The 15473-nt window shown below is 60.9% G+C and carries 13 protein-coding genes; 6 read left to right on the top strand and 7 right to left on the bottom strand.

Going from position 1 to position 15473, the window contains the following annotated elements; all coding sequences use genetic code 11:
• Positions 1–235: 235 nt before the first annotated feature.
• Positions 236–904, bottom strand: a complete 669-nt coding sequence (locus tag CRO59_RS08645; protein ID WP_097086929.1) for a DsbA family protein — start codon at positions 902–904, stop codon at positions 236–238.
• Positions 905–1160: 256 nt separating this feature from the next.
• On the opposite strand from CRO59_RS08645, the gene CRO59_RS08640 reads away from it, so the two are divergent.
• Positions 1161–3254 (top strand): TonB-dependent siderophore receptor, encoded by a 2094-nt coding sequence (locus CRO59_RS08640; RefSeq protein WP_097086927.1) that lies wholly within the window; start codon positions 1161–1163, stop codon positions 3252–3254.
• A 189-nt stretch (positions 3255–3443) separates the two neighbouring features.
• On the opposite strand, the gene CRO59_RS08635 is transcribed toward CRO59_RS08640, so the two are convergent.
• The 3 genes from CRO59_RS08635 to CRO59_RS08625 all read right to left on the bottom strand — a co-directional run bounded on the left by CRO59_RS08635 (position 3444) and on the right by CRO59_RS08625 (position 8169).
• The gene (locus CRO59_RS08635; RefSeq protein ID WP_007961849.1) at positions 3444–3656 is read right to left on the bottom strand and encodes a hypothetical protein; all 213 of its coding nucleotides are present in this window, start codon (positions 3654–3656) and stop codon (positions 3444–3446) included.
• Between the two features lie 245 nt (positions 3657–3901).
• Positions 3902–5008 carry an agmatine deiminase gene (gene aguA, locus CRO59_RS08630; protein ID WP_097086926.1) on the bottom strand — a complete coding sequence of 369 codons (1107 nt, stop codon included), beginning with the start codon at positions 5006–5008 and terminating at the stop codon, positions 3902–3904.
• A 248-nt stretch (positions 5009–5256) separates the two neighbouring features.
• Positions 5257–8169: an aminotransferase gene (locus CRO59_RS08625; RefSeq protein ID WP_097086924.1), complete on the bottom strand. Its 2913-nt coding sequence runs from the start codon at positions 8167–8169 to the stop codon at positions 5257–5259.
• 146 nt (positions 8170–8315) lie between these two features.
• On the opposite strand from CRO59_RS08625, the gene rfbC reads away from it, so the two are divergent.
• Genes rfbC through CRO59_RS08605 form a run of 4 tightly spaced genes read left to right on the top strand, consistent with a single transcriptional unit; the run spans position 8316 to position 12546 of the window.
• The gene (gene rfbC / locus CRO59_RS08620; RefSeq protein WP_097086922.1) at positions 8316–8861 is read left to right on the top strand and encodes a dTDP-4-dehydrorhamnose 3,5-epimerase; all 546 of its coding nucleotides are present in this window, start codon (positions 8316–8318) and stop codon (positions 8859–8861) included.
• Between the two features lie 42 nt (positions 8862–8903).
• Positions 8904–10712 (top strand): ATP-binding protein, encoded by a 1809-nt coding sequence (locus CRO59_RS08615; RefSeq protein WP_027611227.1) that lies wholly within the window; start codon positions 8904–8906, stop codon positions 10710–10712.
• On the top strand, positions 10709–12094 hold the full coding sequence (locus CRO59_RS08610; RefSeq protein WP_097086920.1) for a sigma-54 dependent transcriptional regulator: 1386 nt from the start codon (positions 10709–10711) through the stop codon (positions 12092–12094). The genes CRO59_RS08615 and CRO59_RS08610 overlap by 4 nt, the downstream gene beginning before the upstream one ends.
• Complete coding sequence (locus tag CRO59_RS08605; protein ID WP_097086918.1) at positions 12091–12546, top strand: YiiD C-terminal domain-containing protein; 456 nt, start codon at positions 12091–12093, stop codon at positions 12544–12546. The genes CRO59_RS08610 and CRO59_RS08605 overlap by 4 nt, the downstream gene beginning before the upstream one ends.
• A gap of 146 nt (positions 12547–12692) precedes the next feature.
• On the opposite strand, the gene cysQ is transcribed toward CRO59_RS08605, so the two are convergent.
• Both cysQ and nudE read right to left on the bottom strand, forming a co-directional pair.
• On the bottom strand, positions 12693–13526 hold the full coding sequence (gene cysQ / locus CRO59_RS08600; protein WP_097086917.1) for a 3'(2'),5'-bisphosphate nucleotidase CysQ: 834 nt from the start codon (positions 13524–13526) through the stop codon (positions 12693–12695).
• A gap of 5 nt (positions 13527–13531) precedes the next feature.
• The gene (gene nudE / locus CRO59_RS08595) at positions 13532–14098 is read right to left on the bottom strand and encodes an ADP compounds hydrolase NudE (RefSeq protein ID WP_027611223.1); all 567 of its coding nucleotides are present in this window, start codon (positions 14096–14098) and stop codon (positions 13532–13534) included.
• 88 nt (positions 14099–14186) lie between these two features.
• Between nudE and yrfG the strand changes: the two genes are divergently transcribed.
• Positions 14187–14849: a GMP/IMP nucleotidase gene (gene yrfG, locus CRO59_RS08590; RefSeq protein WP_027611222.1), complete on the top strand. Its 663-nt coding sequence runs from the start codon at positions 14187–14189 to the stop codon at positions 14847–14849.
• 94 nt (positions 14850–14943) lie between these two features.
• On the opposite strand, the gene lysM is transcribed toward yrfG, so the two are convergent.
• Entirely contained in the window at positions 14944–15384 is a 441-nt protein-coding gene (gene lysM / locus CRO59_RS08585) for a peptidoglycan-binding protein LysM (protein ID WP_027611221.1), read from the bottom strand.
• Positions 15385–15473: the final 89 nt, after the last annotated feature.

Here is a 15473-nt window from a genome sequence, read left to right as displayed (position 1 = left end):
ACTCTTTTTTCACCCCGAAACAAAAAGACCCGCCCACGGCAAAACCGTGTCGGGCCCTTTTATTATTTTTGAGTCATGGCGGTTGGCCACAGGCGTTGGGCCGAATCGTAGCCGCGCCCTCAATAATGTGTCAATTTCAAGAATCGTCTTTAAATAGGTAAAAATCGTCTAAGAATCGTAGATTTTGCGATAGCGCATTGCTCGGAAATGCGCTCAACCAGTGAATCCAGTGCGATTACGCGCAACCGTCGAGACCGCATTGCGCGGCGGATTGCCCCGGCTCAACCGCGACCACCGCTTGCCCCAACCAGTCGGCGAAAGCCTGAGGATTGCCAAGCCATGGGCTGATGTCGATCAAGGTGAACTGCCCGTCCTGCTCCAGCGCCAATGTCGGAAAACCTTGGCCACCCAGTTGCGCCAAGAGTGCGCGGCTGGCCTTTACATGCGCTGTCGTATCAGCGGACTTAAACGCAGCCGCGAAGATGTCACGGGTGTAGCCCAACTCACGGGCGAGTTCGAAAAGTACGGATTCATCGGCAATCCGCCGTCCTTCCACGTAATGCGCCGTCTGCAAACGTCCGAGCATCTGCAAACCGCGACCGTCGATGGACTCTGCCGCCATCACCGCCGCAATCGGCGGCGTCGAATCGAAAACCGCCGAGTGATCACGCAGCAGACCCTCGAAATACGCTTCGCCAAAGGGTTGTCCGGTGTATTCGGCAATGCGCCGATCGTGGGGCATGACGTAATCGCGCAATTGCGGCGAAACTTGCTGGCGATTCGCACCGCTCATCATTCCGCCCGCATGGACAACGACCGGCAACACTTGCTGCGCCGCTTGCACCAGCGGTTTGGCGCCGTAGCACCAGCCGCACAATGGATCGTAAATGTAGTGAAGGATCATGGGAGAACTCCGGCAACAAAGTAGAAATATTCGATGCCGGCAGACTATTCCTACGCGTGTTGGGGAAAAACGCCGGAATGGCTCTCAGACTGTTTCGAGAATCGGTCGAATGGATCGACCGGTCAGGATGTATCGAAATCGACATAAATTGAAACAATCTGACAGGGGAACTTCTCAGGAATAAATTACGGGAGCAAATGCAAAGCATTACCATTTGCGCGTTTGAATTTTCTCACCCTTTCGGATGCGCTTTTCCATGCCTGCCCCGTTCCGCCTCACGCCTGTCACCCTTGGATTGTCTGCCTTTCTGTCCAGCGGTTTTGCTTACTCCGCCACCGCACTGCCCGCCACCGCGATCAGCGCCGAAGAACAAGCCGAGGACCCGCGCGTCAAGATCAGCAACACCGCGACTCGCACCTCCACCCCGGTGCGTTACGTGCCGCAGGCCATCGACTCGATCAAGACCGCGAACGTCGCCGACTACGGCACCAATGACATCGGTGATGCCCTGAGCGGGATTCCCAACGTCAGCAGCAGCGCCGACACGCGCTTCGACAGTCTGCGTATCCGCGGCTTCGACGCCAGCAACGACTTCTATCTGGACGGCATCCGCGACGACAGCCAGTACAAGCGTGACCTGCACAACATCGAGCGGGTCGAAGTGCTCAAAGGTCCGGCGGCGGTACTTTACGGCCGTGGCAGCCAGGGCGGGATCGTCAACCGCGTGAGCAAGCTGCCCGAGTTCGGTCGTCGTTCGACCATCGAGGCCCAGGGCGGCAGCGACGATCTGCGCAGCCTGTACGCCGACCTCAGCACCGACCACAGCGAAAACATCAGCCTGCGCCTGAACATGGGCAACATGGATGAAAACAGCTTCCGCGACGGCGTCAGCGGCAACCGCCAGCTGTTCGCGCCGTCGATGAGCTGGCAACTGACCCCAGACTTGAACTGGCTGGTGCAATACGAATACAGCCGCTACAACCGCACCCCGGATCGCGGTATTCCCGGTGTGAATGGCCGCCCGACGGACGTCAGTCGCGAGACCACTTACGGCAACGATCACGATTTCATCGACGACAAGGCGCAGTCCCTGCGTTCGAAACTCACCTACGAGATCAACGACAACTGGCAGCTGCGCCAGACCTTGGGGGTATTCAAGCTCGACAGCGATTTCGACAACACCTACCTGACCAGCTTCGATCCGAAAACCAACAAGGTCGCGCGCCAGCACTGGCAGCAGGATCTGACCACCCGCAACGTCTACAACAACCTCGAACTGGAAGGTGGTTTCGATACCTTTGGCCTTGAGCATCGCCTGTTGACCGGCGTCGAGATCGGCAGCCAGCGCCGCGATCCGAAGTTGTACAACGCCGCGACTGGCAAGACCCCAGGCGCACAACCGGTGCCATCGCTCGACCTGTTCAACCCCAACCGCGAGCTCCGTCACACCGGCAGCATGCAGGTGTTCAGCGACAGCCACACCGAAGTCGAAAGCCGCGCGGTCTACGTGCAGGATCAGTTGCGTCTGAACGATCAATGGCAACTTCTGGCCGGCTTGCGCTACGACACGTTCGATATCGAGTCGACCAACCAGCTCAAGAACCTCACTGAGGATCGTGACAGCCACAGCACCAGCCCGCGCTTCGGGATTGTCTGGACGCCACTGCAGGATCATTCGTTCTATGCCTCGTGGTCGAAGACCTTCTCGCCCGTTGGCGGCGGCCTGATCGGCATCACCCCGGGGGCTGCCGGCAATAGCAACGACTTGAGTCCGGAGCTGACCAAACAGAAAGAAATCGGCGTGAAAAGCGACTGGCTGGATGATCGCTTGAGCACCACGCTGGCGGTCTACGACCTGGAACTCTACAACCGCCGCACCAGCGACCCGAACGATCCGACCCTGACCGTCATGACCGGTCTTCAGCGCTCACGGGGTGTGGAGCTGACCGCCACCGGCAAACTGGTCGGCAACTGGTACATGCGCGGTGGCGTCGGCGTGCAGGACACCACCATCGAGAAGGACAACAACGGCCTGGAAGGCAAACGCGTCAACAACGTGGCCAAACACAACGGCAGCCTGTTCCTGACCTGGAAACCGGAGATGGGCTGGTACGGCGAAACCGGTCTGACCCTGGTCGGCCAGCGTTATGCCGACAACGCCAACACCACCGTGCTGCCGGGCTACGGCCGCTGGGATGCGCTGGTCGGCTACCGTTTCAAGGACTGGGACTTGCGCGCGGCACTGAACAACATCACCGACCGCGAGTATTACGCCTCGGCCACCAGCCAATATCAGATCCAGCCAGGCGCACCGCGCAGCGTGGTGATGACCGGTACTTACAGCTTCTGATTTCACACAAATCCTGTGGGAGGGGGCTTGCTCCCGAAGGCGTCGTGTCAGGCAACACCATCGTCACTGACTGATTGCATTCGGGAGCAAGCCCCCTCCCACAGGTTCAATGTTCGCAATGGTTTTTGTGTCGTGCATAAAAAAGCGCCGCCATCCCGGCAGCGCTTTTACCAATCCCTGTTGTTTTTCTTATCCTTCCATCACAGCCCATAACGCTTCCAGTTCGGCCTCGCTGAACAGGCCAGCAGGGTAGCGCTCGATCATCATCCGGCGCGGATCAGGTTCCCTGATCTGACGCGTTCCATTGGACTTCAAAAAGTGCGCGACAATCTGGAGCGATTCGCCGTTGACGGCCATGGGATGCAAAGTCCGCTCGCTGACTACGTTCACTTCGGCGTTCATTTCAGCGCTCTCTCCCCGTTCGTGAGCGGCTACGTTATCCAAGGTATATGACAGAACTGTTGAAGTTCCCCCCTCTCCCTAGTGCACTTTGTCCGATACAAGAGCTATGCCAAGGTTTCCGATTTGTCGACAGGCGGATACAAACAAGCCCGCGGTCCAACAGGGCCGCGGGCTTGTTTGAATGTGTAGCAAGCTAATCTTTGCCTGGCCGATTTATGAATCAACTCAAGCTGTTACGTCTCAACTCACTCTTTGTGCGGGGCTGGCTGTTGTTGGGTAAGGCAGTGGATATTGCCGCCGCCCAGTAACAGTTCACGGCCCGGCACCATCACCACTTCGTGTTGCGGGAACAGCTTCTGCAGGATTTCCCGCGCAGGCGCGTCCATCGGATCGTCGAAGCTCGGCGCGATGATGCCACCGTTGACGATCAGGAAGTTCACGTAGGAACCGGCCAGGCGCACGGAAGGGTTGCGCTCCTGCGTACCGTCGACCGGATCGACACCGGCGCACTCCTCTTCGGTCGCGTACAGCGGCCCCGGAATCGGCATCTTGTGCACCGTGAACGGGCGCCCCTTGGCGTCGGTGCTGCTTTGCAGCACGTTCATCGCCGCCTGGCAGCGCGGGTAGTTCGGATCCTGCGGATCGTCGGTCCACGCCAGCAGCACTTCGCCCGGGCGCACGTAGCAGCAGAAGTTATCCACATGACCGTCGGTTTCGTCGTTGAACAGACCATCCGGCAGCCAGATGATCTTATCCACAGACAGATTGTCGCGCAGCACCGCTTCGATCTCTTCGCGGCCCAGGTGCGGGTTGCGGTTGTGATTGAGCAGGCACTCTTCAGTAGTGATCAGCGTGCCTTCGCCGTCGACGTGAATCGAACCGCCTTCAAGCACAAAACCTTCGGTGCGATAACGCGGGCTGCGCTCGATTTCGAGAATCTTGCCACCGACCTGCGAATCACGGTTCCACGGCGAATACAGACCGCCTTCAAAACCACCCCATGAGTTGAAGTCCCAGTTCACACCGCGCACTTCGCCGCTGTTGTTGATGACGAACGTCGGGCCGGTATCACGTACCCAGGCATCATCGCTGGACATCTCGACCACGCGGATATTCGGCACGTCGAGACGTGCGCGTGCGTTCTCGTACTGGCCGGCCGACACGGCAACGGTAACCGGTTCGAAACGGGCGATGGCCTTGGCCACTCCAACATGCGCGGCCTGCGCCGGCTTGCCACCCAGGCGCCAGTTGTCCGGGCGCTCTGGCCAGATCATCCAGGTCTGGGTCTGCGGCGCCCACTCGGCCGGCATGTAGAAGCCATCGTCACGCGGGGTACTTTTCAAAGTGGTCATCGGATCAGGACTCCTGGGAACCGTCGAAGGGTTGCAAAGCAATGGCGACTTTATAACCGATAAATATCGTATTTTAAATGCTTTAAAATGACGCTCGTCTAAAAAAAACAGTTAAATACCGATACAAATCGAATTAGCACTGAACCCATGTGGGAGCGGGCTTGCTCGCGAAGGCGGCACATCCGTCGATATCAACTTTGAATGAAGAACCGTATTCGCGAGCAAGCCCGCTCCCACAAAAGCAGCGTTTACAGACCTTCTTCGAGCACGCGATCCAGCATGTCGACAAAGAAGTCGACGCTGCGGCGCGAGGTGACCATCGGCGGTTTGATCTTGAGAATGTTCAGGTCATCCCCGGTCGGTTGCATGAAGATCCCCAGCTCGCGCAGGCGATCGCACAACAACGTGGTCTCCTCGGTGGCCGGCTCCAGCGTCTCGCGGTTGCGGATCAGCTCTACCCCCAGATAGAACCCGGAACCATGCACCGCGCCCACCAGCGGGTGTTTATCGATCAACGCCTCCAGCCGCGTCTTGAAATGCCCGCCAACCACCTGGGCGTTTTCCCAGAGCTTTTCTTCTTCCATCACATCCAGCACCGCCATGCCGATCTGGCAGCTCACCGGACTGCCGCCGGCCGACGAGAAGAAATAGCCTTCGGCCTCCAGCGCTTCGGCGATTTCCCGACGCGTAATGACGGCGCCCAGCGGCTGGCCGTTGCCCATGCCCTTGGCCATGGTGATGATGTCCGGCACCACGCCTTGCTCTTCGAAGCCCCAGAAAAAGTGACCCATGCGCCCGTAACCGACCTGGACTTCGTCGGCGATGCACACCCCGCCCTGGGCCCGCACCAATGCGTAAACCTGCTTCAGATAACCGGGCGGCAGGGAAATCCCGCCGGCGTTGCCGTACACCGGTTCACAGATGAAACCGGCCAATTGGCGCTCCTGCGCGGCGATATGCGCCAGTTGCGCTTCGACGCTGCGCACATAGTCCGGCGCCGAATCGAGGCCGCGAAACTCGCCACGGTAGGTATTCGGCGCGGTCACCGGGTGCACCCAGTCCGGGCGGCTTTCCAGCGCGCGCGGGTTGTCGGCAACCGAGGTCGACACCGCATCGGCCCCGACCGTCCAGCCGTGATAAGCCTCCAGCACGCTGAGCATGTCGCGCCCGCCGCCGTAGGCCCACGCCAGACGGATCGCCAGGTCGTTGGCCTCGCTGCCACTGTTGACCAGAAACACCCGATCCATGCCTTCCGGCGCCAGCTTCAGCAAGCGTTCGGAGAACTGCGCCACGGCTGCATAGTTGAAGCGCGAGTTGGTGTTGAGCAGCGACCACTGTCGCGCCGCCACCTGAGCCATGCGCGGATGACCATGGCCGAGCACTGCAACGTTGTTGAGCATGTCGAGATAGGAACGGCCCTGCATGTCGATCAGGTGATTGCGCCAGCCACGCTCGATGCGCGGCGGGTCGACGTAATAATGTTTTTGCGTGCGGGCGAAACTGGCGTCGCGTCGTTCGAGCAAGGTTTTGGCGTCCAGCTCCGGCTCGGCATCGCAGGACAGCCCCAGCAGTGCTGCCGGCGACGGGCACAACGCCTGCCACGCCGCAGCGCGCGAAGGGCTGCAGAACAACGGCGCATCCAGCGATGCAACGCGGCTCACCTGCACAATCAACGGGCCTCTGACCGCACCCAGCACCTGACCTTTGACCAGCGCCGCGCCGCTGTGCAGCGAGGCGTTCACGCCCCTCAGCCGCACGCTGAGCTGCGGTCCGTCGAGTTGCAACACACCATCCGCCGCGTGATGCAGCACACCGGCAAACGGCGCTTCCACCGCCGAGCCCTGCGGCACGCGCAACTCAACGTGCAGCGGGAACGTCTCCGGTTCGACGGCACTGTCTACTCGCGTCTGCGACAAGCGATATTGCCCGTAACGACTGGCCGCCAGGCCATGCGCGGCCGCGGCTTCAGTGAGCAGTCGTTGATCGATACCCTCCTGCTCCCAGTTGCCCGCCTCGAAATGCGGACTCAGGACGCCAAGGTCGATCAGCGCAAATTCGCGCCCGACCAGCTCTGGCAACAGTGGCGCAAAACCCTCGCTGCCGACCGTCGGCAGACGCTGGCCGACTGACGTGAGGATCGCCGCTTCCATCAGCGCCAGGGGTACAGAAGTGGCCACGTGGAAAATTTCCCATTCGTGGCCAAGGTTGTCGCGGCTATAGGTATTACCCGGGTCGATGCTGACCTGTTGCTCGCCACTGAGCACCAGCACCGCCGCCCGCGCCACGATCAACGGCCACAACGCCAACAGCTCTTCATGTTGCAGCGGATTGACCGCGTGATAGGCCTGCACCGCCGGCAGAATCACAAACGGATCACCGCCGGCATGGTGCAGCAGCGCCGCGCACGTCACCGACAGATCGGTGATACGCCAGGTGCGGACCAGATCACCGAAGTCGATCACGCCTTGCAATTGCCAATGACGCTTGGCATCGCGTTGCCAGACGGCGTTATCGTCGGTGATGTCCATGTGGATCGCCTGCACCGGCAGCTTGTCCTGCAACGGCTGCAAGTGACGTTCGGCCTGTTCGGCGGCTTGCGCGATCAAGGCGCGCTGGCGCTCATCCTGAATCACCGGCAGCAGATGGCTGATCAGCGCACTGGCGTGGCGCGCGTCCCATTGCAGCGTGCGCTGAAGGCCCGGGTGATCGAAGCCGGCCAGGGCCAGGTCCATCTCGCCACACAACCGACCGAATCCGGCCACCACGTCATGGCCCAAATGCTCAAGATGAGTCAGCGGCTGACCTTCGATGTAGTCCAGCAACCGCACGTGCACCGGCTCGCCGTCGGCTTCCAGCGACAACAGATCCTCGCCGTTACTGGCCGGGATCACTTTGGGCACGTGCACCGACGAGTGCTCGGCAAGGTACTTGAGGCCTGCATGCTGAGCCTGCAACTCCACAAGTGCATAATCGCCGCGGCAGATTTTCAGGACAAAGCGCCCACGCTCACTGTCGACCCGATAATTCAGGTCCTGCTGACTGCCCAGCGCCTGTAGCGTGCCGCTGAGCCCGTAATGCTCGGCCAACCACTGCCGTGCCTGCGCTTCAGAAACCTGCGGGCTGGGCAAACTGGCGCGATGAATCAACGTGGCGAGCGGCATGGGACGACCCCTGAGATTTTATCAGGTGCCTATATCGCCATTGCTGCAGTGGATGCGCAACCCCCGACCGGAGATATTCAAGCGCTCGCATCCGCCGGCACTTTGCGCAAGAATGTCGGCCATTCACCCCTATCTGGAAAAACCTCATGAATGTAATCACCACCGATCTGCCCGGTGTTCTGATCATCGAACCCAAGGTATTTGGTGACGAGCGCGGCTTCTTCTACGAGAGTTTCAATGCCAAGGCGTTCCAGGATGCAACCGGTCTGGACACTCAATTCGTTCAGGACAACCATTCGCGCTCGCAGAAAGGCGTGCTGCGCGGCCTGCATTACCAGCTGCAAAATACCCAGGGCAAACTGGTTCGGGTGACCGCCGGTGAAGTGCTCGATGTAGCCGTGGACATCCGTCGCAGCTCGCCGCACTTCGGCAAGTGGGTTGCCGTGCGACTGTCGGCTGAAAACCACCGTCAACTGTGGGTTCCGGAAGGCTTTGCCCATGGTTTCGTGGTGCTGAGCGAGTTCGCCGAATTCCTCTACAAGACCACCAACTACTACGATCCATCGTCCGAACGCAGCATTCGCTGGGACGACCCGGCTCTGGGCATCGACTGGCAACTGGACGAAGTGCCGAAGCTGTCGGCCAAGGATCAGGTCGGCGCCTTGCTCAAGGACGCTGACGTCTTCGCCTGAGCCTAGGCATAATGCGCCTGTTCACTCAGGCGCATCCGGCTCATGAAACCTACCCTTCCCCGCAGACCCCGCTGGCGCAGCCTCGCCCTGCTGGCGCTGTGCCTGGCGCCGCTGCTGTGGCCGCTGGAGCATCTGGCCGAGCGCTATTACCGCAGTGAACTGGCCGGACAAAACCGCCAGACCCTCGACCTCTACGTCGCCAACCTGCTGGGCACCCTGCACCGTTATGAAGTGTTGCCGCAGATTCTCGGCGACCTGCCGGCCCTGCGCGCCGTGCTCGGGGCGCCGGACGACGGCGTCACCCAGGGCAATGCCAACCGCCTGCTGAAAAACATTGCCGCACAAACTGGCGCCGAAGTCATGTACCTGATGGACACCAGCGGCCAGACCCTGGCGGCGTCGAACTGGGACAAACATGACAGCTTTGTCGGGCGCAATTTCGCTTTCCGTCCGTATTTCAGCGAAGCCATGGCTGGGCGTCTCGGACGCTTTTTCGGCCTCGGCACCACGTCGGCCAAACGCGGTTATTTCTTCGCCGCGGCGGTGCGCAACGGCGAAAAAATCATCGGCGTGCTGGTGATCAAAGTCGACCTCGATCACACCGAAAGCCTGTGGGGCAAAACCCCGGAACAACTGTTGGTGACCGACCACAACGGCGTGGTGATTCTCACCTCGCGCCCGGAGTGGCGCTTTCGCTCGACCCGTATCTTGAGCGACACCGAGCGCTCGGCAATCACCGCCATCCTGCCTTATCCGACCCGCGAGCCACGTCCGCTGAACCTCAGCGACAGCGCCTGGCTGACCCAAACCGTCGATATCGCCGAAACCGGCTGGAGCGTCAGTATCCTCGCTCCGCGCACGCTGATCGACCGTCCGGTGCGCACCGTGGTGGCGATCGGCGGCGCCACGCTGTTGGTGGTGATGCTGTTGCTGGGGCTGATGATGCAGCGCCGTCGGCATTATCTGGAACGCATCGCCTTTGAAGCCAAGGCCCGTCGTGAACTGGAAGGTCGGGTGGCCGAGCGGACCAGCGATCTGGAAGGCCTCAACCGCCGACTCAAGCAGGAAGTGCTGGAGCGCGAACAGGCCCAGCAGGAACTGGTGCGCGCTCAGGACGATCTGGTCCAGGCCGGCAAACTCTCGGCGCTGGGCACGATGTCGGCGAGTATCAGCCACGAGCTCAACCAGCCGCTGGCGGCGATCCGCAGCTATGCGGAAAACGCCGAAGTACTGCTCGATCATCAACGCACCGACGATGCTCGCGGCAACCTCAAACTGATCAGCGAGCTGACCGGGCGCATGGCCTCGATCATCGCCCACCTGCGTGCCTTCGCCCGCCGCGACCGCCATGCCCCGGAAAGCGTGGCCCTGCAACCGGCGCTGGACGATGCGCTGGCATTGCTGGCCAAACGGCGCCGCAGCATGGAAGTCGAACTGATCCGCGACCTGCCCGCCGCCACGCTGTGGGTCGAGGCCGGGGAAACCCGTTTGCGTCAGGTGCTCGGCAATCTGCTGGCCAACGCCCTCGATGCGCTGACCGAAAAAGGCCCGCCGCGCAAACTGTGGCTGAGTGCCGAATCCACGGCCGAGGGCGTCAATCTGTACATTCGCGACAACGGCCCGGGCTTTTGCATGGAAGCCCTCGGCCGCGCCAGCGAGCCCTTCTACACCACCAAGACCCGCACTCAGGGCCTTGGCCTGGGGCTGGCCATCTGTGAAACCCTGATGCGCGCCTTCGGCGGTGAACTGTCGTTCGCCAACCACAAGCAAGGTGGCGCCTTGATCACCCTGCGGCTGCGCGCCGGTGCGCCCGGGGTCAGCCTGCAACCGTCCGAGGATCGAAGTGCATGACCATCGACAATCGCATTCAGGTGGTGTTGATCGATGACGATCCGCACCTGCGTCAGGCCCTCGGCCAGACCCTGGACCTGGCCGGACTGAAAATCCTTCCGCTGTCCGAAGCCAAAGGTCTGGCCGGGCAACTGGAGCGTGACTGGCCCGGGGTGGTGGTCAGCGACATCCGCATGCCGGGCATGGACGGCCTGGAGCTATTAAGCGAATTGCACGCTCAGGATCCGGAGCTGCCGGTGCTGCTGATCACCGGCCACGGCGATGTGCCGCTGGCGGTGCAGGCGATGCGTGCCGGCGCCTATGACTTTCTGGAAAAGCCGTTCGCCAGCGATGCCCTGCTCGACAGCGTGCGCCGCGCCCTGGCCCTGCGCCGGCTGGTGCTGGACAACCGCAGCCTGCGCCTGGCCCTGAGCGATCGCAACGAACTGAGCGCACGCCTGGTCGGCCACTCGGCGCCAATGTTGCGCCTGCGCGAGCAGATCGGCGCGCTGGCGGCGACCAAGGCCGACGTGCTGATCCTCGGTGAAACCGGCGCCGGTAAAGAGGTCGTGGCCCGTGCGCTGCACGATTTGTCGAGCCGGCGCAACGGCCCGTTCGTGGCGATCAACGCCGGGGCACTGGCCGAATCGGTGGTCGAAAGCGAGCTGTTCGGGCATGAGCCGGGCGCGTTCACCGGCGCGCAGAAACGCCGGATCGGCAAGTTCGAATTCGCCAACGGCGGCACGCTGTTCCTCGATGAAATCGAAAGCATGAGCATGGACGTGCAGGTAAAACTGCTGCGCATGCTGCAAGAGCGCGTGGTCGAACGTCTGGGCGGCAATCAGTTGATCCCGCTGGACATCCGCGTCATCGCCGCGACCAAGGAAGACCTGCGTCAGGCTGCCGATCAAGGGCGTTTTCGCGCCGACTTGTACTATCGATTGAACGTTGCACCGCTGCGCATTCCGCCACTGCGCGAACGCGGCGAAGATGCGCTGGTGCTGTTCCAGCATTACGCCGACGAAGCCAGCGCCCGACATGGCTTGCCACCGCATGAACTGCAGCCGGCCCAACGCGCCTTGCTGTTGCGCCACACCTGGCCGGGCAATGTGCGCGAACTGCAGAACGCTGCCGAGCGCTTCGCCCTCGGTCTGGAACTGGCGCTGGATAACAGTGGAAACGAAGGCGGCGGCACCAGCGTGGAAGTCATCAGTGGTGGCCTGAGCGAGCAAGTGGAAAACTTCGAGAAGTCGTTGATTGCCGCCGAGCTGGCGCGCTCGCACAGTTCGGTGCGCAGCCTCGCCGAAGCCCTGGGTATTCCGCGCAAGACCCTGCACGACAAACTGCGCAAGCACGGCTTGAATTTCGCCGACAGTAACGCCCATGGAGACGAAGCCGAATGAGCCGCGACAGTCACTATCTGGAATCGGTGCTGCATCACGACATTCCCCTGACCCGCGAGATGGGCCTCAAGGTCCTCGCCTGGCACGAGCAGCAGTTGAGCCTGCACTTGCCGCTGGAGCCGAACGTCAATCACAAAAGCACCATGTTCGGCGGCAGTCTCTACTGCGGCGCGGTGCTGGCGGGTTGGGGCTGGCTGCATCTGCGCCTGAAAGAAGAAGGCATCGAAGACGGGCACATCGTGATTCAGGAAGGACAGATCAGCTATCCGCTGCCCGTGACCGGTGATGCCACAGCGATTTGTCCGCCACCGGAAGCGGCGGTCTGGAAGAAGTTTCTGGCGATGTATCAGCGTTATGGGCGCGCACGGTTGACGCTCAATACGCGGATCGTCAATGGCGGGAGTGATGAGGATGCAGTGACGTTCAGCGGGCAATACGTTCTGCACCGCTGAGTCTTCGTGATGCAGCGATCATTTGTGGCGAGGGGATTTATCCCCGATCGACTGCGCAGCAGTCGCAATTCATGTCGTACGTAGAGTGGGGCCGCTACGCGGCCCATCGGGGATAAATCCCCTCACTACAATGCGATGTGCAGGACTCAGGAGCGAGCCAGCTCCAACAGTCTTGAACGCCACGCCGCCTTCGCCGGCAACGCCAGAAAGAACTCATTGAGCAGTGATTCCCGCGCCGGATAACAGAACGCTTCGCCCTGCAGATCCAACACTTCGCCGCCAGCACCTTCGAGCACGCCCTGCGCCGCAGCGGTGTCCCATTGCGACGTCGGCGCCAGTCTTGGGTAGCAATCCGCCGCTCCTTCGGCAAGCAGACAAAACTTCAACGAACTGCCGATGTTTGCCAGTTGCAACTCGCCCAGACTGGCGCTCAAACCGGCGAGCAGACGTTCCTGCTCCGGACTGGAGTGTCGACGGCTCGCCACCACGGTGAACGCTTCACCGGGCGCAAGCACCTCACGCACCTCAATCGCCACCGGCGAACCACCTTTGTCCCCACGCCACGCGCCGAGACCGGCTCCGCCGACATAGAACCGGCCATTGGTCGGCATCGTCACCACGCCAAACACCACCCGCCCGTTTTCGATCAGGGCGATGTTCACGGTAAATTCTTCACTGCCGCTGATGAACTCCTTGGTGCCATCCAGCGGATCCACCAGCCACCAGCGCTGCCACCCGGCGCGCACGCTCTGCGGAATGTTGGCGTCTTCCTCGGACAGAATCGGAATACTGGAGTCCAGCGCGGTCAGCCCGGCGACGATGACATGGTGCGCGGCCATGTCCGCTGCGGTCACCGGTGAATCATCGGACTTGGCGGTGACCTCCACGCCAGAGCGCCAGAACGGCAGAATCGCCTCGCCAGCCTGCAACGCCAGCTCAACCACCGGCGCCATCAACGGATGGGAAAACTTCATCGACATCTCACTCATGACTGAAAGAACCCGCGCTGCGTCAGCAGATCACGCGCCAGATACAGCGCCGCCAGGGCACGGCCTTCGGTAAACTGCGGGTTTTGCGCCAGCGCCGCCAGTTCACGCAGGTTGACCTTGTCGACGCGCATCGGCTCCGGCTCGTCGCCCTCCAGACGCTCCTCGTACAAATCGGTGGCCAACACCACCTGGATCTTCTGGCTCATGTAACCGGGCGACAGCGACAACTCGGTCAGATGTTCCAGCTGGCGCGCGCCGAAACCGGCCTCCTCCTTGAGTTCGCGCTCGGCCGCTGCCAACACATCTTCACCCGGCTCGATCAAGCCTTTGGGTAGGGACAGTTCGTATTCGTCGGTGCCGCCGCAGTATTCCTCGACCAGCACCGCGTGTTCGCTGTCGAACATCGCCACAATCATCACCGCGCCATAACCCGCGCCTTTGCCGACCAGACGCTCGTAGGTGCGCTCCACGCCATTGGAAAAACGCAGCTTCAGTTCTTCGACGCAAAACAGACGACTGGTGGCGACAATCTCGCGGGCGAGTACAGTGGGTTTCTGGCGCATGCAAAGCTCCTTGGCGTGAACGCGCTACTATAACGCGGCTTTCCCGATTGTTTGTGTCGGATATCTTTCTACCGCTCGAGACGTTGCCATGCCTTCTTTACCGTGGTCTGACATCGATACCGTCCTGCTGGACATGGACGGTACGTTGCTGGATCTGCACTTCGACAACCATTTCTGGCTGGAACACCTGCCGCAACGCTACGCCGAACTGCACGGGGTGAGCCGGGCCATGGCCGACATGGAGTTGCAGCCGCTGTTCGAGCGCCATGCCGGGCAACTGCAGTGGTACTGCCTGGATTTCTGGAGTGCCGAACTGAAGCTCTCGGTGCGCGAGCTGAAACTGGAAACCGCGCACCTGATCGCGCTGCGCCCGGATGCCGACACCTTTCTGCAGGCGATCAAAAAAGCCGGCAAACGGGTGATCATGATCACCAACGCCCACCGCGATTCGCTCTCACTGAAACTGGAGCGGATCGAACTGGCGCCGTATTTCGAACGGCTGATCAGCTCGCACGATTACGGTTTCCCCAAAGAGAGTCCGCAGTTCTGGGATGCCTTGCAGGCGGATATCGATTTTGATCCGGCACGCAGTCTGTTCATCGACGATACGTTGCCGATTCTGCGTAGTGCGCGGGAATTTGGTGTGACGCATTTGTTGGCGGTGAAAGAGCCGGATAGCCGCAAGGGGCCGAAGGACACGGCTGAGTTTGCGGCGGTTGAAGACTACCGCGATTTGATGCGGGGTCTCTGATTTCCTGTAGGAGCTGCCGAAGGCTGCGATCTTTGATTTTAAGAAGCAAGATCAACAGATCGCAGCCTTCGGCAGCTCCTACAGGAGTTGTGAGTTATTCCGGGATACGCAGGGTCTGGCCCGGGTAGATTTTGTTTACATCCTTGAGCATTGGTTTGTTGGCCTCAAAGATCTTGTTGTACTGATTGGCGTTGCCATACACCGCGAGGGAAATCGCACTGAGGGTGTCGCCTTTTTTCACCACGACAAAACGTGCGGCAGCCACAACCGGCCCGGTCACGGTGATCTGATCATCAACACTGCCCACGCCTTCGATGTTACCCACCGCCAGCAGAATTTTTTCCTTCTCCTCCTGACTTGCAACTTCACCGGTGACCGTCACCTTGTCACCGTCCACGGTTGCCTGAACATTCGGGTTGCCCAACCCGACCTTGCTGATATGTTCCTTCAACTGTTCGCTGGCATTGGCATTACCTGGGGTCAGCAGGTCGATCAGCTTTTCACCGGCCTCTTTCACAAAGCTCAACAGACTCATAGCGCACACTCCTTGATTGGGATTCCAGACGTCCAAGCCTAGACCACACCAGACCAACCCGGTTCCGGGCCGACCAATGACCCGGCAGC

It is taken from the genome of Pseudomonas sp. LAMO17WK12:I5 (genome assembly GCF_900215165.1).
In the GTDB taxonomy this organism is placed as follows: Bacteria; Pseudomonadota; Gammaproteobacteria; order Pseudomonadales; family Pseudomonadaceae; genus Aquipseudomonas; species Aquipseudomonas putida_A.
The sequence above is the reverse complement of the archived record's forward strand: the minus strand, read 5'-3'. Positions and strand labels throughout refer to the sequence as shown.

Excerpts from the sequence above, each read along its gene's own strand:
- CRO59_RS08645 (WP_097086929.1), bottom strand. The coding sequence starts at position 904 with ATGATCCTTCACTACATTTACGATCCATTGTGCGGCTGGTGCTACGGC.
- CRO59_RS08640 (WP_097086927.1), top strand. The coding sequence starts at position 1,161 with ATGCCTGCCCCGTTCCGCCTCACGCCTGTCACCCTTGGATTGTCTGCC.
- CRO59_RS08635 (WP_007961849.1), bottom strand. The coding sequence starts at position 3,656 with ATGAACGCCGAAGTGAACGTAGTCAGCGAGCGGACTTTGCATCCCATG.
- aguA (WP_097086926.1), bottom strand. The coding sequence starts at position 5,008 with ATGACCACTTTGAAAAGTACCCCGCGTGACGATGGCTTCTACATGCCG.
- CRO59_RS08625 (WP_097086924.1), bottom strand. The coding sequence starts at position 8,169 with ATGCCGCTCGCCACGTTGATTCATCGCGCCAGTTTGCCCAGCCCGCAG.
- rfbC (WP_097086922.1), top strand. The coding sequence starts at position 8,316 with ATGAATGTAATCACCACCGATCTGCCCGGTGTTCTGATCATCGAACCC.
- CRO59_RS08615 (WP_027611227.1), top strand. The coding sequence starts at position 8,904 with ATGAAACCTACCCTTCCCCGCAGACCCCGCTGGCGCAGCCTCGCCCTG.
- CRO59_RS08610 (WP_097086920.1), top strand. The coding sequence starts at position 10,709 with ATGACCATCGACAATCGCATTCAGGTGGTGTTGATCGATGACGATCCG.
- CRO59_RS08605 (WP_097086918.1), top strand. The coding sequence starts at position 12,091 with ATGAGCCGCGACAGTCACTATCTGGAATCGGTGCTGCATCACGACATT.
- cysQ (WP_097086917.1), bottom strand. The coding sequence starts at position 13,526 with ATGTCGATGAAGTTTTCCCATCCGTTGATGGCGCCGGTGGTTGAGCTG.
- nudE (WP_027611223.1), bottom strand. The coding sequence starts at position 14,098 with ATGCGCCAGAAACCCACTGTACTCGCCCGCGAGATTGTCGCCACCAGT.
- yrfG (WP_027611222.1), top strand. The coding sequence starts at position 14,187 with ATGCCTTCTTTACCGTGGTCTGACATCGATACCGTCCTGCTGGACATG.
- lysM (WP_027611221.1), bottom strand. The coding sequence starts at position 15,384 with ATGAGTCTGTTGAGCTTTGTGAAAGAGGCCGGTGAAAAGCTGATCGAC.